Below are 18,134 nucleotides of genomic sequence, written 5' to 3' on the forward strand. Positions count from 1 at the left end.
CCGGCTCAATGAAAAAGCCCGGCATGAGCCGGGCTTCTTTTGTTAACGAGTGCTGAACTGCGATTACAGGATCGAGATCGGGTAATCGACGATCAGGCGGAACTCGTTGACGTCGCCTTCGCCTTGGTCGGCGTTGGCGCGGTGCCATGCCTGACGAGCACGGAAGGACAAGTCCTTGGCCGGGCCGGTCTGGACGACATATTTGGCTTCAAGGTTGGTCTCGTGGTGTTCGCCATCAGCACCGTACAGGCCAGCATAAGCGCTGCCAGCAGGTGTTTTGGTGCCGTCGATGTCGGTACCTTTGATGTAGCGGGTCATGAAGCTCAGGCCGGGCACGCCGTACGGAGTCATGTTCAGGTCGTAGCGAGCCTGCCAGGATTTTTCACCCGGACCGTTGAAGTCGGAGTACTGAATCGAGTTGTTCAGGAAGATCGAATCGCCACCGCGGTTGTTGTCGCCGATACCGATGTAGTCGAACGGCGTGTCACCGTTGATCTTCTGGAACGCCAGGGTCACGGTGTGCGCAGCAAGGAACGAGTAGGCTGCGGAGCCGGAGAACGCGGTGTTGCTGATAGAGCCAGCTTTTGCGCTGCCTTCGTCAACGGTGCGATAGATGTTAGCGTCGAACGCCAGTGACTGATCGCCACCCAGTGGCAGCGCGTAGTTCACGTTACCGTAGTATTGATCCCAGATATCTTCGAGTTTGGCTGCGTAGAACGCCACGCCAAGGCTATCGGTGATGGCGTATTTGCCGCCGGCAAAGTCTGCGCTTTTGGCTTCAACGCCAGCATAGTTTGCAAAGATACCGCCGCCGTGACTGGTGTCATCCTGGCTGGTGCCTGAGTAGAAGTGACCCGCTTCAACATCCAGGCCCTTAAGCTCGCTGCTCTGGAGGCTGATACCACTTGCCGTCTGAGGCAGCAGGCGCGAGCCGCCGACTCCAAACACAGGGCTGGTGGGCTGCATGTCGCCCACTTTCAGCTCAGTCTTCGAAACGCGGAATTTAACAGCGCCACCGGCCTTGCTCTGTGTGTCTTCGTTGTTGCCGGCAGAGTCGGTAATCAGGTTACCCGAACCCGAATATTTGTCCGGGCCCCAGAGTTTCACACCAGCGTAAGCAAAAGCTTCTACGCCGACACCGATGGTGCCTTGGGTGTAACCGGTGCTGAAGTTGGCCCAGATACCTTGGGTCCAGTCACGATCGTCAGCAGCGCCGGCTTTCTTGTCGCGGTTGTAATAGTAATTGCGCAGCTTCAGGTCAAGCGTGCTGCCTTCAACGAAACCCTTGGCCTCAGCCTGATCGCTGACGAAAGGTGCCGCTGTTGCCAGTTGGGCGCTGGCAGCCGTGACGGCCAGTGCGATTGCGCTCCACTTCATCACTCTCATCGTGATTGCTCCTTTGGTTTTTAGAAGATTTTGTGCCGTCCCACCTGCTTTTTTATCTGGGCGGCTCTTTCTATTTTTGGTCGGCGGAATCTACATCACGCTGACTTTTGTAGCGATAGATACAGCTCTATCCTTTCAGAATCTTTACGGCGATGGGCGTACCGGGCCGTTTTCCCTTGACCGTGTCACCTCTGTTTTCCGCCAGAGGCACCGTGATCATATGGGTGATAAAGCAACAAGCGTGCACAAATCATTCGAAAATGAAAAAATTTTGTGAAAAATCAGAATTGGCATCGGGTTGGCATTTTAACTCTATGTTTTAAAAGGAAATATACATTTCATGAGAATTCATGATCTTCACCTCTTCTTGGGATGGCCAGCGCTTTATCCTCCTCAAGCGTTACCCGTGGCCGCATCGTGTGGGTAAAAAACGAAGGCCCGGTGTTGGTACGGCAACAACAGTGTGTGTTTTTGGTGCACTCATTGTTACGTGTGCCTGAACCTGGGGCGCTCTCTGGAGGGCTCTATGGTGGGGGCTGGACTGTTTCATTTTCATGTACCTCAGGCCGAGAGTCGCTGCATCATTATCTCGTCAAGCTCTCCAGGGGTTCTTATCACGCACTGCTGCGGCTTCAAATCGGTGCGGTAATGCTACTTAAGGTTGCACGTTGGTGCGTCGTGCTATCTGCAGGTGAAGCATTGCCCTATCGCGCGTATCCTTCCCACTATCAAACGCCAGCTTTATCCATCCGGGCTGGCCTGACATCCACCTGGCAATCAGGAGCTTCCTATCGTGTTCGTTCTGGACCCTCGTCTTCAGCAAGATACCTTGCCCATTGGTGACTTTCCCCTGTGTCGGTTGCTGCTGTCCAACGATGCACATTATCCCTGGTTCATTCTGGTGCCGCGTCGGGCCGATATCAGCGAGGTTTTTCAGCTGGAGCCTGCTGATCAATTGCAGTTGTGGCAGGAGACAAACGCGCTGGCAAAGATGCTGAAAGATGTTTTCGATGCGGATAAAATCAACGTTGCCGCTTTGGGCAATGTGGTCAGTCAGCTTCATATGCACGTCATAGTGCGCAAGCGTGACGATGTCGCCTGGCCCGCGCCCGTCTGGGGCAAGCATGCTGCCGTTGCCTACAGCGACGAGCAGTTTGCAGCGATCTGTCGGCGACTCAAGCCGGCGTTGACGAATGATTTCAGATTTGAGGGGGAGCAATCATGAGTCTCGAAGATCGAGTCATGGAGCTGGAAAGCCGGATGGCCTTTCAGGATGACACCATTCAGGCACTCAATGATGTCTTGATAAAGCAGCAGCGTGAGCTTGAGCACCTGCAACAGCAGATGGCAGCCATGCTCAAGCGTCAGGAAGAAATGGGCAGTCAGTTCGATACCTTCGAGGAAGATGCGCCGCCACCTCACTACTGATCGGGCTGTGCCCATAAAAAAACCGCGACTCCCTTCGGGATGTCGCGGTTTTTTATTGCCTGAAACTAAAGGTATGGCCTGAAGTAATCAGCGGCGGGGCAGGGCTGCAATCACGTCTTCGGCCTGCAGGCCTTTGTCGCGATTCATGACTGAGAACTCGACACGTTGACCTTCGACCAGGACGCGATGACCCTCGCCGCGGATGGCGCGAAAATGGACGAAGATATCATCGCCGGAGTCCCGGGAAATAAAGCCGAAGCCTTTGGAGGTGTTGAACCACTTCACAGTGCCTGTATCGCGATTGCTCATGTCGTGGTTTTGAGGTGCGGGCGAAGGCGAGTACGACCTGTAGAAGCTGACACCCAGATGCAGAACCACAGCCAGCACGGCGATTGCCAGGCTCACCATGATTGCAGGTTGCCCGGCAATGGTCAGGAGCGGAACAAGCAGGGTGAGTGTCTGTACGACGACTGCGATGACAAGCAGTGCGCTGACCAGATTTTGCAGGTTATGACGTGGGCCTCGATTCCAGTAAGGGATTACCGGTGCAAGTATCAGGTTAAGCAGACCGAAGAAAGCCAGGTAAAGCGCGTCGGGCTGTTGCAGGTAGGGAGACATGGCCTCGCTACGCAGGCTGGGGATGAAAGAAAGCAACAGGGCAGCTGCTCCCGTTACCAGGTGGACAATTTTCAACATTTTAAAAAGCTCACATGCAAGAAGGATTACAAGAAATAGCTGGTAACGCCCGGTACGCTTCTGAACAAGATGAGGCGTGATGCACGAACGGTGGGCCAGCCTATGCGCCGATGCTGAAGGGCTACTCATTGGCGACACGCCGTGTATTTAACAGCAAAGCCCGATCCTACTCAAATCAGCAATTGATTATGGCCACCGTGCCTGACATGGGTCACTTGCAAGTCTCGGCACAATGTCTCTGAAGGTGCCCAAGCAGAGCGTTCTGGCTGGCTTCCCCCCGAGCCTCCGAAACAGACACGAATTTTTCGCCATGCCCGTTGCCTCATCAACAAGGGTGCTCCCCGGAACACTATCTGCTCCGCGCAACGTTCCCGCCGCATCGCCGCAACGGAAGGCTGCATCGGTCGGGTTCTCTTGATAGAGTAGCGGGCAGTACGGCTTTCAATCCTCACTAAAAGGGCATGAAACATGGCAATTGATATTGGTATCAGTGAAGAAGATCGCAAATCGATCGTGGACGGCCTGTCGCACCTGCTGTCCGATACCTACGTGCTTTACCTCAAGACTCACAACTTTCATTGGAATGTCAGCGGGCCTATGTTTCGCACGCTGCACCTGATGTTTGAAGAGCAATACAACGAACTTGCACTGGCGGTCGATTCTATCGCCGAGCGTATTCGTGCGTTGGGCTTTCCTGCACCGGGTACGTATTCCACGTATGCCCGTCTGTCTTCCATCAAAGAAGAAGAGGGCGTTCCAAGCGCTGAAGATATGATCAAAAGTCTGGTTCAGGGTCAAGAGGCCGTTGTCCGAACTGCTCGTAGTATCTTTCCTCTTCTGGACAAGGTCAGCGATGAACCGACAGCCGATCTGTTGACACAACGCATGCAGGTGCATGAAAAGACGGCCTGGATGCTGCGCTCGATGCTCGAGTCGAAGTAACGGTACTGGCGGGCGACTTTGAAGGTCGCCCGCCCGCTTTACGTCTGCGGCGGCGAGGCTCGCCCATCTGTTACCGCATGCGCACCGGCGACCGGCAGTACGAAGCGTCAACCGGGCATGATGGTCATCCGCGGTGTATCACCCACTGTTTTATTTCCTGTTGTTAACTCGCTCTATCGCCCTTCAAGTGTTAACGATATTCCGCTGATTTCTGTGGCCATGTCCTACAGTGACAGGCTGCGGAGCCTGCTGGTTATAGCTGCTCGAATAATGTTTTATACATCGGGTATTTATGTGTTTTTGAATATTTCTTCCGGTGTTTTGAATTTATTGATTCGAGGGTGGTAATGATGACCAGTGGGATTGATCAAGAGGTTAAAGTTTTACATCGGGAGGTGGACATACGTCACGATCCCTTTGTTCAGGATTTCAATATGACGCTGGCACAGCCTCATTCGAAGTCGGTCAGGCTTAATGGGCTGGCAACGTGTTTGCGTCTGGAAAACGTGTACTGGAATATTCTGTCGGGCATCGCCAGTTCCAATGAATGCTCCGTCAATGCGGTGCTGTCGTACATCGACAGGGAAGTGCACTTGCGCTATGGCGGCGTCAAGAATTTCAGCGGTTTGATTCGCGTTGTCTGCGTTGCCCATGTTTTAAAGGCTGACTGTCTGGAAAATTCCCACGCCTAGCTCGACCCTCTCCTCATTCTGCGGGCTCGCCACGGCGCGCCTGCCTTCTCTGCTGCGGATGCACTGCCCGGCTGCACGGAACGACCGCGAACTTATCCGGGCCTCACAGGTTCGTTCGGCTGCACGGTGTCAATTAACTCTATATAATCCCCCGTCTTGCCAGCGGGCGTACTTTGCGTGGGCCTGGGCTGGTTTGAGCCTTGTGCCGGTGCCTTGCACCACTGAGCGCAAGCCAGGAGCGAAAGCGCCACCGAATTCGAATTACGAGAAGTGAAAACACCATCATGATGCGCAGCCATTATTGCGGCCAACTGAACGAAAGTCTGGAAGGCCAGGAAATTACCCTTTGCGGATGGGTCCACCGTCGTCGTGACCACGGGGGCGTTATCTTTCTCGATATCCGCGACCGTGAGGGCATGGCTCAGGTAGTGTTCGACCCTGATCGTGCAGACTCCTTCGCCGCCGCTGACCGTGTGCGCAGCGAGTACGTCGTCAAGGTCGTGGGCAAGGTTCGTGCTCGTCCGGCCGGTGCCGTGAACGCGAACATGGCGTCCGGTGCCATCGAGGTTCTGGGTTACGAACTCGAAGTGCTGAACGAATCCGAAACTCCGCCATTCCCGCTGAATGAATACTCTGACGTTGGCGAAGAGACGCGCCTGCGTTATCGCTTCATCGACCTGCGCCGTCCGGAAATGGCCGAGAAGCTGCGTTTGCGTTCGCGCATTACCACCAGCATTCGCCGTTACCTGGACGAGAACGGTTTCCTCGACGTCGAGACGCCGATCCTGACCCGCGCCACCCCGGAAGGCGCTCGCGACTATCTGGTCCCGAGCCGCACACACCCGGGCAGCTTCTTTGCGCTGCCGCAGTCGCCTCAGCTGTTCAAGCAGCTGTTGATGGTGGCCGGCTTCGACCGCTACTACCAGATCGCCAAGTGCTTCCGTGACGAAGACCTGCGTGCCGACCGTCAGCCTGAATTCACTCAGATCGACATCGAGACCAGCTTCCTCAACGAAGAAGACATCATCGGTCTGACCGAGAAGATGGTTCGTCAGTTGTTCAAAGAAGTTCTGGACCTTGAGTTCGGTGACTTCCCGCACATGACTTTCGAAGAAGCCATGCGCCGCTATGGCTCCGACAAGCCTGACCTGCGCAACCCGCTGGAACTGGTAGACGTTGCCGACCAGCTCACTGGCGTGGAATTCAAGGTGTTCAGCGGTCCGGCCAACGACCCGAAGGGGCGTGTTGCCGCACTGCGTGTACCGGGTGCTGCCAGCATGGCGCGCAGCCAGATCGACGACTACACCAAGTTCGTCAGCATCTACGGCGCCAAAGGTCTGGCTTACATCAAGGTCAACGAGCGCGCGAAAGGGCCGGAAGGCTTGCAGTCGCCTATCGTGAAGTTCATTCCTGAAGAAAACCTGAATGTCATCCTTGACCGCGTCGGCGCCGTCGATGGCGACATCGTGTTCTTCGGTGCGGACAAGTTCAAGGTTGTCAGCGAGGCGCTGGGCGCTCTGCGGATCAAGATCGGTAACGACCTCAAGCTGCACACCTGCGAGTGGGCGCCGATGTGGGTCGTCGACTTCCCGATGTTCGAAGAGAACGACGACGGCAGCTTTACCGCGTTGCACCATCCCTTCACGGCACCCAAGTGCACGCCTGAAGAGCTGGAAGCCAACCCGGCGACAGCCTTGTCCCGTGCCTATGACATGGTACTCAACGGCACCGAGCTGGGTGGTGGTTCGATCCGTATCCATCGCAAGGAAATGCAGCAGGCAGTTTTCCGACTGCTGGGCATCGCCGAAGACGAGCAGCAAGAGAAGTTCGGCTTTCTGCTGGATGCGCTGAAGTACGGTGCGCCACCGCACGGCGGCCTGGCGTTTGGTCTTGACCGTCTGGTCATGCTGATGACCGGTGCGCAGTCTATCCGTGAAGTGATTGCGTTCCCGAAAACCCAGAGTGCTGCCGATGTCATGACTCAGGCACCTGGCGTTGTCGATGCCAAGGCACTGCGCGAGTTGCATATTCGTCTGCGCGAGCAGCCAAAGGCCGAGTGATGCCGGACAGGGCGCATCGACGATGCGCCCTGTATCACCCTTATCGAGTGAAGCTTTTTGCCAGATGGCTCATGGGCGAAAGGTGAAGGTGTTTCAAAAAGAATCTGGAGCGAGAAATGGCAGGTCATTCCAAGTGGGCCAACATCAAGCACCGCAAAGAGCGTCAGGACGCCAAAAAAGGCAAGATTTTCACCAAGTGGATCCGTGAGCTGACCGTTGCTGCGCGTCAGGGTGGCGGTGATCCTGGCTCCAACCCGCGCTTGCGTCTGGCGCTGGACAAGGCCCTTGGCGCCAACATGACTCGCGACACCATTGATCGTGCGGTGGCGCGGGGCGTGGGTGCATCCGACGGGGATGATGTAGAAGAGCTGGGTTATGAGGGCTATGGTCCGGGCGGCGTGGCGATCATGGTCGAAACCATGACTGACAACCGCAATCGGACCGCTGCCGCGGTGCGTCATGCGTTCACCAAATGCGGTGGCAATCTCGGCACCGACGGCTCTGTTGCCTACCTGTTTGATCGCAAGGGGCAAATCTCCTTTGCTGCCGGTGTTGATGAAGACGCGCTGATTGAAGCGGCTATGGAGGCTGACGCCGACGATGTCGTGACCAATGAAGACGGCTCGATCGATGTTTTTACCTCGTTCTCCGGGTTTTATGCGGTGCGCAACGCGCTGGAAGCATCAGGCTTCAAGGCCGATGATGCGGAAATCGTCATGCTGCCTACTACCAGCGCAGTGCTTGATCTGGAAACCGCCGAAAAGGTGCTCAAGCTGATCGATATGCTTGAGGACCTGGATGACGTGCAGAATGTCTATTCGAACGCGGAAATTCCTGACGAAGTCATGGAGCAACTGGGCTGATCGTCGACTGGTAGCACCGTGTCAGAAGCCGGGGGAACGAAGCTGTGAGCATCACGCAGCTATCGGCCTCCGGCTTCTGCCTTTATGCTGCGCACATTGCTTTTGCGTCACCTTCTAAAGCTGCAGGCGTTATGACTCTTATTCTAGGTATCGATCCCGGTTCGCGAATTACCGGCTATGGCGTGGTGCGTGATACCGGGCGCGGCTGTGTTTATGTGGCCTCCGGGTGTATTCGCACCGGCAGCGGCGAACTGCACGAGCGTTTGCAGATCGTCTATCGCGGTGTGCGTGAAGTCATCAAGACTTACGGGCCTGTAACTATGGGCATCGAAAAGGTCTTCATGGCGCGCAACGCCGATTCGGCGCTCAAGTTGGGGCAGGCCAGAGGTGCGGCCATCGTGGCGGGTGCCGAAGAGGCGCTGGAAATCGCCGAATACACGGCCACTCAGGTCAAGCAGGCCGTTGCAGGCACCGGTGGCGCTAATAAGGAGCAGGTGATGATGATGGTCATGCATTTGCTCAAGCTGACTCAGAAACCGCAGATCGATGCGTCCGACGCCCTGGCGATTGCGTTGTGTCACGCGCACACGCGCTCCAGTCTGATTCCGCATGGGTTGAGTACTGCGCGTAGTCGCGGCGGTCGACTGCGTCTCTGATAGCATCGCCCGCACGCTTTTTTATGACGGATTGTGTTCAATTTCTTCGCGCAAGCGACACGCAACACGAAAGGATCTGAAACGTGATTGGACGTTTACGCGGCTCTATCGCCGAGAAGCAGCCTCCGCATCTGGTGCTGGATGTCAATGGTGTCGGTTACGAGCTGGAAGTGCCGATGACCACCCTTTATAGGCTGCCGCATGTCGGCGAAACCGTCACGCTGTATACCCATCTGGTGGTGCGCGAAGACGCGCATTTGCTGTACGGGTTTTACGAAAAGCGCGAGCGCGAGCTGTTCCGTGAGCTCATTCGCCTCAATGGAGTAGGGCCAAAGCTGGCCTTGGCCTTGATGTCGGGTCTGGAGGTCGATGAGCTGGTGCGTTGTGTTCAGGCTCAGGATACCTCGGCCTTGACGCGCATTCCTGGCGTGGGCAAAAAGACCGCCGAGCGTCTGCTGGTCGAGCTCAAGGACCGTTTCAAGGCCTGGGAGGCATTGCCAGGCACCTTCGCACTGGTTTCCAATGGCCCTAATCAGGCCGAGCCCGTGGCGTCGGCCGAATCCGATGCTGTCAGCGCGCTGATTTCATTGGGTTACAAGCCTCAGGAGGCAAGCAAGGCTGTCTCCGCCATCAAGGAAAAAGACTTGAGCAGTGCAGATCTGATTCGCCGCGCGTTGAAGGGGATGGGTTAAGTGATAGACGCCGACCGCCTGATTACCGCCGCTGGTGGCCGTGATCGCGATGAACAGATGGATCGTGCGATTCGTCCGCTGAGTCTCGCCGATTACATCGGCCAGCCTACCGTTCGCGAGCAGATGGAGTTGTTCATCCAGGCTGCCCGAGGCCGCAGCGAAGCGCTGGATCACACGCTGATCTTCGGCCCGCCCGGTCTGGGCAAGACCACACTGGCCAATATCATTGCCCAGGAAATGGGCGTGTCGATCAAGAGTACTTCCGGCCCGGTGCTGGAGCGGCCAGGGGATCTGGCTGCGATCTTGACCAACCTTGAGCCCAATGACGTGCTGTTCATCGATGAAATCCATCGGCTGTCACCGATTGTCGAGGAAGTGCTGTACCCGGCAATGGAAGACTTTCAGCTCGATATCATGATCGGTGAGGGACCTGCGGCGCGTTCGATCAAGCTTGATCTGCCACCCTTCACGCTGGTGGGCGCGACCACGCGTGCGGGCATGCTGACCAACCCTCTGCGTGACCGTTTCGGTATTGTGCAGCGCCTCGAGTTTTACAATATTGCTGATCTTTCGACGATCGTGTCGCGTTCGGCCGGCATTCTGGGGCTGGTCATCGAGCCGCAGGGGGCGTTCGAGATAGCCAGGCGCGCGCGAGGAACACCACGGATCGCCAACCGCCTGCTGCGTCGGGTGCGGGACTTCGCCGAAGTGCGTGGCAACGGGCAGATTACCCGTCAGACAGCTGACAAGGCGCTGAACCTGCTGGATGTCGACGAACACGGTTTCGATCATCAGGACCGGCGTCTGCTGCTGACCATGATCGAGAAGTTTGACGGTGGTCCGGTAGGTGTCGACAGCCTGGCGGCGGCCATCAGTGAAGAACGTCACACAATTGAAGACGTGTTGGAGCCCTATTTGATCCAGCAAGGCTATATCATGCGCACACCTCGCGGGCGCGTGGTCACTCGTCATGCGTACCTGCATTTCGGGCTGAATATCCCCTCGCGAATGGGGGAGATGCCGGCAGCGGGTGATTTTGTCGATGACCCGGCGGATTTATAGTAATGCTTTGCAATTTATTCAGGGTTCCTGTGGTCACATTGCCAGTCTTGCGGCCGATACTGGTAATAAGCTGCAAAACGTTGAAAAACAGTTGCCTGAGCCGATTGGCAACCTGAGGAGTAAGCACTAGAGTATGCGCGCGCAAAACGGGGTTCAGTCGTTCGCACATCGCTGTCGCGTTTATTACGAGGACACCGATGCTGGCGGCATCGTCTACTACGTCAATTATCTGAAATTCATGGAGCGGGCTCGTACCGAGCGGCTACGGGATCTGGGCTTTGCCCAGTCCGAACTGGCGCAGGAAAACCTTTTATTTGTCGTGCACTCCAGTGAGGCGCGTTATCACAAGCCGGCGCGGCTGGATGACGAGCTGCTTGTCAGTGCAGAAGTAACCGAATTGAACCGTGTCAGCCTGCGTTTTACACAGCAGATCAGGCGGGCGTCAGATGCAACACTGCTCTGCGAGGGGCAGTTCCTGGTGGCGTGTGTACGCGCCGATAGTTTTAAACCCCGGGCCATTCCCGAAGCTCTGCGAGCGGCCTTTGCCGACCAGGGCGGCGCGGGCATACATTCAGAGCAGGAGATAAAGCGTGGAAGCTAACGTCGTCGACCATTCCTCCATGTGGAGTTTGGTCAGCAATGCCAGCATTGTTGTTCAGTTGGTAATGCTGATTCTGGTGGCCGCTTCGGTCACCTCGTGGATCGTGATTTTTCAGCGCAGCAATATGCTGCGTGCAGGTCGGCGCGCACTGGACAGCTTTGAAGAGCGCTTCTGGTCGGGCATCGACCTGTCCAAGCTGTACCGTCAGGCAGGCAGCAACCCCGATCCGGACTCGGGCGTCGAGCAAATCTTTCGTGCCGGTTTCAAGGAATTCTCCCGTCTGCGTCAGCAGTCCGGCGTCGATCCTGATGCAGTCATGGAAGGTGTGGCACGCGCCATGCGCGTAGCGATCTCCCGTGAGGAAGAAAAGCTCGAAGCAGGACTGCCTTACTTGGCGACCGTCGGTTCTACCAGTCCGTACGTCGGTCTGTTCGGTACCGTGTGGGGGATCATGAACTCCTTCCGCGGTCTGGCGACTGCCCAGCAGGCAACACTGGCCACCGTGGCACCGGGTATTGCCGAAGCACTGATTGCAACGGCCATCGGCCTGTTCGCAGCCATCCCGGCTGTTATTGCCTACAACCGTTTCGCCGCGCGCAGTGAGACCTTGATCAGCCGTTATTACACGTTTGCTGACGAGTTCCAGGCCATCCTGCACCGTAAAGTGCACACCAGCGAAGAGTGAGCAGGTAATTCCCCATGGCTTTAATCGCTCGAGATCGTCGCAGAAAACGCAAGCCGGTCGCCGAAATGAACGTAGTGCCCTACATCGACGTGATGTTGGTGCTGCTCGTGATTTTCATGGTGACGGCTCCCATGATCAACCAGGGCGTGAAGGTCGATTTGCCCAAGGTCTCCAGCGAGGCTTTGCCGCAAGACAACAACAATCAGGTCCTGACCATTTCGATCAAGGCTGACAAGACCTATTACTGGAACCTTGGCAGCGAAGTCGATACCGACAAGCAGATGGACAAGGCAATGACCCTGCCGCAACTGACCGCCGCCGTGACCAAGATCGTCGCGGCCGGTCGCGACGCAGGCAAGCAGACGCAGGTTTTCATTCGTGGTGACAAGACCGTCGATTACGGCTCGGTCATGGGCACGATGGGCGGGCTGCAGAAGGCTGGGGTCGGGAATGTTGGCTTGATTACCGAGGCACCCTGATGCAGCCGATTCGAGAGCCGTCCGCCTCGGAAAGCTACTTCTGGCCCAGTGTCTGGGCCGTGGCATTGCATATTCTGATTTTCGGCATGCTGTTCGTCAGCTTTGCCATGACTCCGGATCTGCCCGAAGCCAAGCCTATCGTTCAGGCAACGCTCTATCAGCTCAAGTCCAAGAGCCAGGCCACTACCCAGACCAACCAGAAGATTGCCGGTGAGGCGAAGAAAACCGCTGCGCGACAAACTGAAGTCGAACAGCTGGAGCAGAAAAAGATCGAGCAGCTCAAACAGGAAGCTGTAAAAGCTGCGGAACAAAAGAAAGAAGAATCGGCTCAAAAAGCCGAAGAGCAGAAAGCAGCCGACGAAGCCAAGAAGGCCGAGCAGAAAGCAGAGGAGGCCAAAAAGGCTGACGATGCCAAGAAAGCCGACGAAGCCAAGAAGGTCGCTGACGCCAAAAAGGCTGAAGACAAGCAATTGGCTGACATAGCCAAGAAAAAGGCTGAAGACGAGGCGAAGAAAAAAGCCGAAGAAGACGCCAAGAAAGCTGCAGCCGAAGAAGCCAAAAAACAGGCTGCCGATGAGGCCAAGAAAAAGGCCGCAGAGGACGCCAAGAAGAAATCTGCCGAGGATGCCAAGAAAAAGGCTGCCGAAGACGCCAAGAAAAAAGCCGCTGCCGACTCTGCCAAGAAGGCTCAGGAAGCTGCTCGGAAATCTGCCGAAGACAAGAAGGCGCAGGCACTGGCCGATTTGCTGTCCGACAAACCGGAACGGCAACAGGCTCTGGCTGACGAGCGTGGCGATGAAACGGCAGGCAGTTTCGATGACCTGATCCGTGTTCGAGCGTCGGAAGGCTGGAGTCGTCCTCCTTCTGCACGTAACAACATGTCAGTAACGTTGCAGATAGGGATGTTGCCGGACGGTACGATTGCTTCGGTATCGATTGCAAAGTCCAGTGGTGACGGACCGTTCGACAGCTCTGCAGTTGCAGCGGTGAAGAACATTGGACGTTTGACAGAAATGCAGGGTCTGAAGCCGGCTGACTTCGCTCCCTATCGTTCATTCAAGATGACATTCACACCTGGAGATCTAGCCTTGTGATCAACCTTTTTCGAGGACTGCTGGTCGTTCTCTGTTTCGCGTCCGGAATAGTGGCGGCAGAAGAAAAGAACATTCTGGTTACCAGTGGCAGTGACCGCGCGGCACCAATTGCGGTCGTGCCATTCGGTTGGCAGGGCGGGAGCGTGTTACCGGAAGACATGGCGGAGATCGTGAGCAACGACCTGCGCAACTCCGGCTATTACGCGCCAATTCCGAAGCAGAACATGATCAGCTTGCCGACCCAAGGCAGCGAAGTCATTTTCCGTGACTGGAAAGCGCTGGGTGCCCAATACGTTATGGTGGGCAATATCACGCCAGCCGGCGGACGTCTGCAGATTCAGTACGCACTGTTCAACGTGGCTACCGAGCAGCAGGTACTGACCGGTAACGTTTCCGGTACCAACGATCAACTGCGAGACATGGCTCACTACATCGCCGACCAGTCGTTCGAGAAACTCACCGGTATCAAGGGTGCGTTCTCTACCCGCATGTTGTACGTGACGGCCGAACGCTTCTCGGAAAACAACACGCGTTACACTCTGCAGCGTTCGGATTACGACGGTGCTCGAGCGGTAACCCTGTTGCAATCCCGCGAGCCTATTCTGTCGCCGCGTTTTGCGCCTGATGGCAAGCGTATCGCTTACGTGTCGTTCGAACAGAAGCGTCCGCGCATCTTCGTTCAGCATATCGATACGGGTCGTCGCGAGCAGATCACCAACTTCGAAGGCCTGAACGGTGCTCCTGCGTGGTCCCCGGATGGCAACAAGCTGGCATTCGTTCTGTCCAAGGACGGTAACCCGGAAATCTATGTAATCAACCTGGCTTCGCGTCAATTGAGTCGTGTCACCAACGACGGTGCAATTGATACCGAACCTTTCTTCGGAAAGGACGGGTCTACGCTATACTTCACGTCGGACCGTGGCGGCAAGCCACAGATATACAAGACGAACATCAATGGCGGTGGTGCCGAACGGGTAACGTTCGTGGGTAACTACAATGCCAATCCGAAATTATCAGCCGATGAAAAGACGCTGGTGATGATTCACAGGCAGGACGGCTTCACTAATTTCAAGGTAGCAGTGCAGGATTTGGCCCGCGGTAGCGTAAAAATCCTCACAGATAGCAACCTTGATGAGTCGCCTACTGTTGCGCCCAACGGCACCATGGTAATCTACGCCACCCGCCAGCAGGGCCGGGGAGTCTTGATGCTCGTGTCCATTAACGGACGCGTAAGGCTCCCGCTTCCTACCGCTCAAGGCGAAGTCAGAGAACCTTCCTGGTCCCCTTACCTGAACTGACGCGGCGCTACACGTTTTGCTTAACACACTGGGGTTCATTAGGAGTTTCAAGATGGAAATGCTGAAGTTTGGTAAATTTGCTGCGCTGGCTCTGGCCATGGCTGTAGCTGTAGGTTGCTCGTCCAAGGGCGGCGACAACGCCGGCGCTGGCGGTGCTGCTGTTGATCCTAACGCTGGTTACGGCGCTAACTCTGGTGCCGTTGACGGCTCCCTGAGCGAAGAAGCTGCTCTGCGCGCAATCACCACCTTCTACTTCGAATACGACAGTTCGGACCTGAAGCCAGAAGCCATGCGCGCTCTGGATGTTCACGCCAAAGACCTGAAAGCTAACGGCGCTCGCGTTGTTCTGGAAGGCAACACCGACGAACGTGGTACTCGTGAGTACAACATGGCACTGGGCGAGCGTCGTGCGAAAGCCGTTCAACGCTACCTGGTTCTGCAAGGTGTTTCCCCAGCTCAGCTGGAACTGGTTTCCTACGGCGAAGAGCGTCCAGTTGCTACCGGCAACGACGAGCAGTCGTGGGCTCAGAACCGTCGCGTCGAACTGCGTAAGTAATTTGACATGCGAACGTGCCGACGTGCTCTAACCGTTTTGGCTCTCACTCTTCCGCTTTCAGCGATGGGTGCGGCACCTGTGGTCGATAATAATTCTGGCTCTGGCAGCAGCAGTTATCCGCCAGCGGGTTATGGCACGTCCGGCGCCTACGCCGGGGGAGGGGTTACGGCCCCTGCCTCGGCGCAAGGTCAGCTGTTCATGCAGCTGCAGCAAATGCAGGATGAAATCGCGCGCTTACGCGGTGTTGTAGAGGTCCAGCAAAACGATATCCAGCGCATGAAGCAGGAAGCTCTGGAGCGTTATCAGGAACTCGATCAACGTATAGCCAGTGGCACTGCCGCTCCGGCTACCAATAATTCTCAACCTTCTGGTGGCGCTATCGACGCCAGTGGGACGCCTTCGGCTTCAGCAGCCCAGGCTCCGGCAGCAGGCACGGAGCCTCCTGACCCGGCGAAGGAAAAGCTCTATTACGAAGCTGCCTTCGATTTGATCAAGGCGAAGGATTTCGATAAGGCCAGTCAGGCTTTTACCGCTTTCCTGCGCAAATACCCGAACAGTTCTTACGCGGGCAATGCCCAGTACTGGCTGGGCGAGGTAAACCTGGCCAAGGGTGACCTTCAAGGTGCCGGTCAGGCGTTTGCAAAAGTCAGCCAGCAGTACCCGAAGCATGCCAAGGTGCCTGATTCGCTGTACAAACTGGCAGATGTTGAACGTCGCCTAGGTCATACCGACAAGGTAAAAGGCATTCTGCAGCAGGTTGTAGCCCAGTATCCGGGTACATCGGCTGCCCAGTTGGCGCAACGTGATCTTCAGCGTTTGTGACCTCCTGACCCGCTGATCAAGAAAGCCGCGCCAGTCGCGGCTTTTTTCGTTAGAATCTCGCCCCCGAAATTCCGGTACACCTTACGCTTTTCCGGATTCTGCAATGGCAGGGTCCTTTGAAGTGCCTGACGGAGGCGGACGGCCTGTTTAGCTGTTACGCCCGTGGCTGATATGCAAGACACATTACGCATCACCGAAATCTTTCACTCGTTGCAGGGTGAAACCCGTACGGCTGGCCTGCCTACCGTATTTGTCCGCCTGACCGGTTGCCCTCTGCGCTGCCAGTATTGCGACAGTGCCTACGCGTTCAGTGGCGGCACTATTCAGACGCTGGACGACATCGTCGGACAAGTTGCGTCCTATCGCCCTCGTTACGTCTGCGTGACCGGCGGCGAGCCGCTTGCCCAACCCAACGCGATCCCGCTACTCAAGCGCCTCTGTGATGCGGGCTATGAAGTGTCGCTGGAGACCAGTGGCGCTCTGGACATCTCTGCAGTGGACCCTCGGGTGAGTCGCGTTGTCGATCTCAAGACCCCAGGGTCAAAAGAGGTCTCGCGTAACCGCTACGAGAACATGGAGCTGCTGACGCCGAACGATCAGGTCAAATTCGTCATCTGCTCACGCGAGGATTACGACTGGGCTGTTTCCAAGCTCATCCAGTACGGCCTTGAGCGTCGTGCAGGTGAAGTTCTGTTCTCTGCCAGTCATCACGAGCTTAAAGGCCGTGACCTGGCCGACTGGATCGTTGCTGATAACCTGCCGGTACGCCTGCAGATGCAGTTACACAAAATTCTTTGGGATGACGAGCCGGGGCGCTGAGATGAATGAATTGACCAATACCGGTAAAAGAGCCGTGATCCTGCTGTCGGGTGGCCTGGATTCGGCAACCGTTGTGGCGATGGCGCTGGCTGAGGGCTACGCCTGTTACACCATGAGCTTCGACTACGGCCAGCGCCATCGCGCCGAGCTGGACGCAGCTGCACGTGTCGCCCGCGATCTGGGCGCCGTCGAGCACAAGGTCATTGGCCTGAACCTCAACGGTATTGGCGGCTCGGCATTGACCGACAGCTCCATTGCCGTACCTGAGTCACCCTCAGAAGGCATTCCGGTCACCTACGTGCCTGCGCGCAATACCGTATTTCTCTCGCTGGCGCTGGGTTGGGCTGAAGTGCTGGGCGCACGGGACATATTCATTGGTGTGAACGCAGTGGATTACTCCGGCTACCCGGATTGCCGTCCCGAGTTCGTCGAGTCCTTCGAGCGCATGGCGAACCTGGCGACCAAGGCCGGTGTGGAAGGGCAGGGCTTCACAATCAGGGCTCCGCTGCAGAACCTGAGCAAGTCGGATATCGTCAAGGCAGGTAGCGCTCTGGGCGTCGATTACTCGCTGACGGTTTCCTGCTATCAGGCCGACGATCAAGGTCGGGCGTGCGGTAAATGCGACAGCTGTCGCCTGCGCGCAGAAGGCTTTTCTGCTGCCGGCATGACCGACCCGACGCGTTATTTTTAAATTTTTCAAAATAGGTGTTGAATTACTGATAAAAATCAGTAATATACGCGCCACACAACAGAGGGTCGTTAGCTCAGTTGGTAGAGCAGTTGGCTTTTAACCAATTGGTCGTAGGTTCGAATCCCACACGACCCACCATTTTTGGTTCCAAGGTTCACCTTGGAGCCGAATCTTAAAGATCTGATGCCACTCGTATCAGGTCGCAGGCAGCTGGTTGAGGTGCCTTGATTTACCGGGGTATAGCGCAGTCCGGTAGCGCGCCTGCTTTGGGAGCAGGATGTCAGGAGTTCGAATCCCCTTACCCCGACCAAACACTGTTGTGTGCTTCAAATCTTCAATTACGGTGTGTCGTCTGCTTATTGAGGGCGAGCATTGCATGTGAAACGATTTATCCAGGCAAGCAGCCGTCTGTCGCGAAACATAACTCCGACACGCGGTGATGTCAAATTGCAGCGCTCTGTTCTAGGCGAAAGCTTGTGAACAGGGCGTTTTTTTTGCGTGTGCGAATAAGCGTTCATCGCTATCTACCCTCGTACCGTCTTCCTGACGCAGGCTCTCGGCACAGACAATAGGCGGGTATGACCATTACTGATGGCAGTTAGCAATTGTCTT

At 56.2% G+C, this 18,134-nt stretch carries 21 protein-coding genes and 2 tRNA genes; 21 read left to right on the plus strand and 2 right to left on the minus strand.

Annotation, left to right across the window (positions count from 1 at the left end; translation table 11 throughout):
- Positions 1 to 63: 63 nt before the first annotated feature.
- Positions 64 to 1,386, minus strand: coding sequence for an OprD family porin (locus tag I9H09_RS06890; RefSeq protein ID WP_005891968.1), 1,323 nt, complete (start codon positions 1,384 to 1,386; stop codon positions 64 to 66).
- Positions 1,387 to 2,179: 793 nt separating this feature from the next.
- Between I9H09_RS06890 and I9H09_RS06895 the strand changes: the two genes are divergently transcribed.
- Positions 2,180 to 2,611 carry an HIT family protein gene (locus I9H09_RS06895; RefSeq protein ID WP_024670221.1) on the plus strand — a complete coding sequence of 144 codons (432 nt, stop codon included), beginning with the start codon at positions 2,180 to 2,182 and terminating at the stop codon, positions 2,609 to 2,611.
- Positions 2,608 to 2,814, plus strand: coding sequence for a SlyX family protein (locus I9H09_RS06900; protein WP_005891970.1), 207 nt, complete (start codon positions 2,608 to 2,610; stop codon positions 2,812 to 2,814). The genes I9H09_RS06895 and I9H09_RS06900 overlap by 4 nt, the downstream gene beginning before the upstream one ends.
- Positions 2,815 to 2,901: 87 nt before the next feature.
- Here the strand turns inward: I9H09_RS06900 and I9H09_RS26885 are convergent, their stop codons facing one another.
- On the minus strand, positions 2,902 to 3,510 hold the full coding sequence (locus tag I9H09_RS26885) for a cold-shock protein (protein WP_005891971.1): 609 nt from the start codon (positions 3,508 to 3,510) through the stop codon (positions 2,902 to 2,904).
- Positions 3,511 to 3,978: 468 nt separating this feature from the next.
- Between I9H09_RS26885 and I9H09_RS06910 the strand changes: the two genes are divergently transcribed.
- The 19 genes from I9H09_RS06910 to I9H09_RS07000 all read left to right on the plus strand — a co-directional run bounded on the left by I9H09_RS06910 (position 3,979) and on the right by I9H09_RS07000 (position 17,832).
- Entirely contained in the window at positions 3,979 to 4,452 is a 474-nt protein-coding gene (locus I9H09_RS06910) for a Dps family protein (RefSeq protein WP_003314356.1), read from the plus strand.
- Between the two features lie 18 nt (positions 4,453 to 4,470).
- Positions 4,471 to 4,800 carry a hypothetical protein gene (locus tag I9H09_RS06915; protein WP_147461796.1) on the plus strand — a complete coding sequence of 110 codons (330 nt, stop codon included), beginning with the start codon at positions 4,471 to 4,473 and terminating at the stop codon, positions 4,798 to 4,800.
- A 2-nt stretch (positions 4,801 to 4,802) separates the two neighbouring features.
- Complete coding sequence (locus I9H09_RS06920; protein WP_371906434.1) at positions 4,803 to 5,144, plus strand: ribbon-helix-helix domain-containing protein; 342 nt, start codon at positions 4,803 to 4,805, stop codon at positions 5,142 to 5,144.
- A 284-nt stretch (positions 5,145 to 5,428) separates the two neighbouring features.
- Positions 5,429 to 7,204: an aspartate--tRNA ligase gene (gene aspS, locus I9H09_RS06925; RefSeq protein WP_005891981.1), complete on the plus strand. Its 1,776-nt coding sequence runs from the start codon at positions 5,429 to 5,431 to the stop codon at positions 7,202 to 7,204.
- Between the two features lie 116 nt (positions 7,205 to 7,320).
- A complete protein-coding gene (locus I9H09_RS06930) occupies positions 7,321 to 8,067 on the plus strand; it encodes a YebC/PmpR family DNA-binding transcriptional regulator (RefSeq protein WP_005891986.1) in 747 nt (248 codons plus the stop codon).
- Between the two features lie 131 nt (positions 8,068 to 8,198).
- Positions 8,199 to 8,723 carry a crossover junction endodeoxyribonuclease RuvC gene (ruvC, locus tag I9H09_RS06935; RefSeq protein ID WP_004657902.1) on the plus strand — a complete coding sequence of 175 codons (525 nt, stop codon included), beginning with the start codon at positions 8,199 to 8,201 and terminating at the stop codon, positions 8,721 to 8,723.
- 83 nt (positions 8,724 to 8,806) lie between these two features.
- Positions 8,807 to 9,415 carry a Holliday junction branch migration protein RuvA gene (gene ruvA, locus I9H09_RS06940; protein WP_005891987.1) on the plus strand — a complete coding sequence of 203 codons (609 nt, stop codon included), beginning with the start codon at positions 8,807 to 8,809 and terminating at the stop codon, positions 9,413 to 9,415.
- Positions 9,416 to 10,477: a Holliday junction branch migration DNA helicase RuvB gene (gene ruvB / locus I9H09_RS06945; RefSeq protein WP_005891988.1), complete on the plus strand. Its 1,062-nt coding sequence runs from the start codon at positions 9,416 to 9,418 to the stop codon at positions 10,475 to 10,477.
- Between the two features lie 133 nt (positions 10,478 to 10,610).
- The gene (gene ybgC / locus I9H09_RS06950) at positions 10,611 to 11,078 is read left to right on the plus strand and encodes a tol-pal system-associated acyl-CoA thioesterase (RefSeq protein ID WP_005891989.1); all 468 of its coding nucleotides are present in this window, start codon (positions 10,611 to 10,613) and stop codon (positions 11,076 to 11,078) included.
- Complete coding sequence (gene tolQ, locus I9H09_RS06955; RefSeq protein ID WP_002554655.1) at positions 11,068 to 11,763, plus strand: protein TolQ; 696 nt, start codon at positions 11,068 to 11,070, stop codon at positions 11,761 to 11,763. The genes ybgC and tolQ overlap by 11 nt, the downstream gene beginning before the upstream one ends.
- Positions 11,764 to 11,777: 14 nt before the next feature.
- Entirely contained in the window at positions 11,778 to 12,242 is a 465-nt protein-coding gene (gene tolR, locus I9H09_RS06960) for a protein TolR (protein ID WP_002554654.1), read from the plus strand.
- Positions 12,242 to 13,336 carry a cell envelope integrity protein TolA gene (gene tolA, locus I9H09_RS06965; RefSeq protein ID WP_024670226.1) on the plus strand — a complete coding sequence of 365 codons (1,095 nt, stop codon included), beginning with the start codon at positions 12,242 to 12,244 and terminating at the stop codon, positions 13,334 to 13,336. Before tolR ends, tolA begins: the two co-directional genes overlap by 1 nt.
- A 47-nt stretch (positions 13,337 to 13,383) precedes the next feature.
- Positions 13,384 to 14,634 (plus strand): Tol-Pal system beta propeller repeat protein TolB, encoded by a 1,251-nt coding sequence (gene tolB / locus I9H09_RS06970; RefSeq protein ID WP_371903820.1) that lies wholly within the window; start codon positions 13,384 to 13,386, stop codon positions 14,632 to 14,634.
- A gap of 52 nt (positions 14,635 to 14,686) precedes the next feature.
- The gene (gene pal, locus I9H09_RS06975) at positions 14,687 to 15,190 is read left to right on the plus strand and encodes a peptidoglycan-associated lipoprotein Pal (protein ID WP_005891998.1); all 504 of its coding nucleotides are present in this window, start codon (positions 14,687 to 14,689) and stop codon (positions 15,188 to 15,190) included.
- A 6-nt stretch (positions 15,191 to 15,196) separates the two neighbouring features.
- On the plus strand, positions 15,197 to 16,012 hold the full coding sequence (ybgF, locus tag I9H09_RS06980; RefSeq protein ID WP_054991122.1) for a tol-pal system protein YbgF: 816 nt from the start codon (positions 15,197 to 15,199) through the stop codon (positions 16,010 to 16,012).
- Positions 16,013 to 16,183: 171 nt separating this feature from the next.
- Complete coding sequence (queE, locus tag I9H09_RS06985; RefSeq protein WP_005892003.1) at positions 16,184 to 16,831, plus strand: 7-carboxy-7-deazaguanine synthase QueE; 648 nt, start codon at positions 16,184 to 16,186, stop codon at positions 16,829 to 16,831.
- Position 16,832: 1 nt separating this feature from the next.
- Complete coding sequence (gene queC, locus I9H09_RS06990) at positions 16,833 to 17,522, plus strand: 7-cyano-7-deazaguanine synthase QueC (RefSeq protein ID WP_005892007.1); 690 nt, start codon at positions 16,833 to 16,835, stop codon at positions 17,520 to 17,522.
- Positions 17,523 to 17,584: 62 nt separating this feature from the next.
- Positions 17,585 to 17,660: transfer RNA gene (locus I9H09_RS06995), tRNA-Lys, on the plus strand.
- Between the two features lie 95 nt (positions 17,661 to 17,755).
- A tRNA-Pro gene (locus I9H09_RS07000) sits at positions 17,756 to 17,832 on the plus strand.
- Positions 17,833 to 18,134: the final 302 nt, after the last annotated feature.

Source organism: Pseudomonas tremae (assembly GCF_023278125.1).
GTDB classification, from domain to species: Bacteria; Pseudomonadota; Gammaproteobacteria; order Pseudomonadales; family Pseudomonadaceae; genus Aquipseudomonas; species Aquipseudomonas tremae.

Bases quoted from the DNA above. Each gene is read 5' to 3' on its own strand.
- pal (WP_005891998.1), top strand. From the start codon at position 14,687: ATGGAAATGCTGAAGTTTGGTAAATTTGCTGCGCTGGCTCTGGCCATG.
- I9H09_RS06930 (WP_005891986.1), top strand. From the start codon at position 7,321: ATGGCAGGTCATTCCAAGTGGGCCAACATCAAGCACCGCAAAGAGCGT.
- aspS (WP_005891981.1), top strand. From the start codon at position 5,429: ATGATGCGCAGCCATTATTGCGGCCAACTGAACGAAAGTCTGGAAGGC.
- ruvC (WP_004657902.1), top strand. From the start codon at position 8,199: ATGACTCTTATTCTAGGTATCGATCCCGGTTCGCGAATTACCGGCTAT.
- I9H09_RS06910 (WP_003314356.1), top strand. From the start codon at position 3,979: ATGGCAATTGATATTGGTATCAGTGAAGAAGATCGCAAATCGATCGTG.
- tolR (WP_002554654.1), top strand. From the start codon at position 11,778: ATGGCTTTAATCGCTCGAGATCGTCGCAGAAAACGCAAGCCGGTCGCC.
- I9H09_RS06890 (WP_005891968.1), bottom strand. From the start codon at position 1,386: ATGAGAGTGATGAAGTGGAGCGCAATCGCACTGGCCGTCACGGCTGCC.
- ybgC (WP_005891989.1), top strand. From the start codon at position 10,611: ATGCGCGCGCAAAACGGGGTTCAGTCGTTCGCACATCGCTGTCGCGTT.
- queC (WP_005892007.1), top strand. From the start codon at position 16,833: ATGAATGAATTGACCAATACCGGTAAAAGAGCCGTGATCCTGCTGTCG.
- tolA (WP_024670226.1), top strand. From the start codon at position 12,242: ATGCAGCCGATTCGAGAGCCGTCCGCCTCGGAAAGCTACTTCTGGCCC.
- I9H09_RS06900 (WP_005891970.1), top strand. From the start codon at position 2,608: ATGAGTCTCGAAGATCGAGTCATGGAGCTGGAAAGCCGGATGGCCTTT.
- ybgF (WP_054991122.1), top strand. From the start codon at position 15,197: ATGCGAACGTGCCGACGTGCTCTAACCGTTTTGGCTCTCACTCTTCCG.
- I9H09_RS26885 (WP_005891971.1), bottom strand. From the start codon at position 3,510: ATGTTGAAAATTGTCCACCTGGTAACGGGAGCAGCTGCCCTGTTGCTT.
- I9H09_RS06920 (WP_371906434.1), top strand. From the start codon at position 4,803: ATGACCAGTGGGATTGATCAAGAGGTTAAAGTTTTACATCGGGAGGTG.
- queE (WP_005892003.1), top strand. From the start codon at position 16,184: ATGCAAGACACATTACGCATCACCGAAATCTTTCACTCGTTGCAGGGT.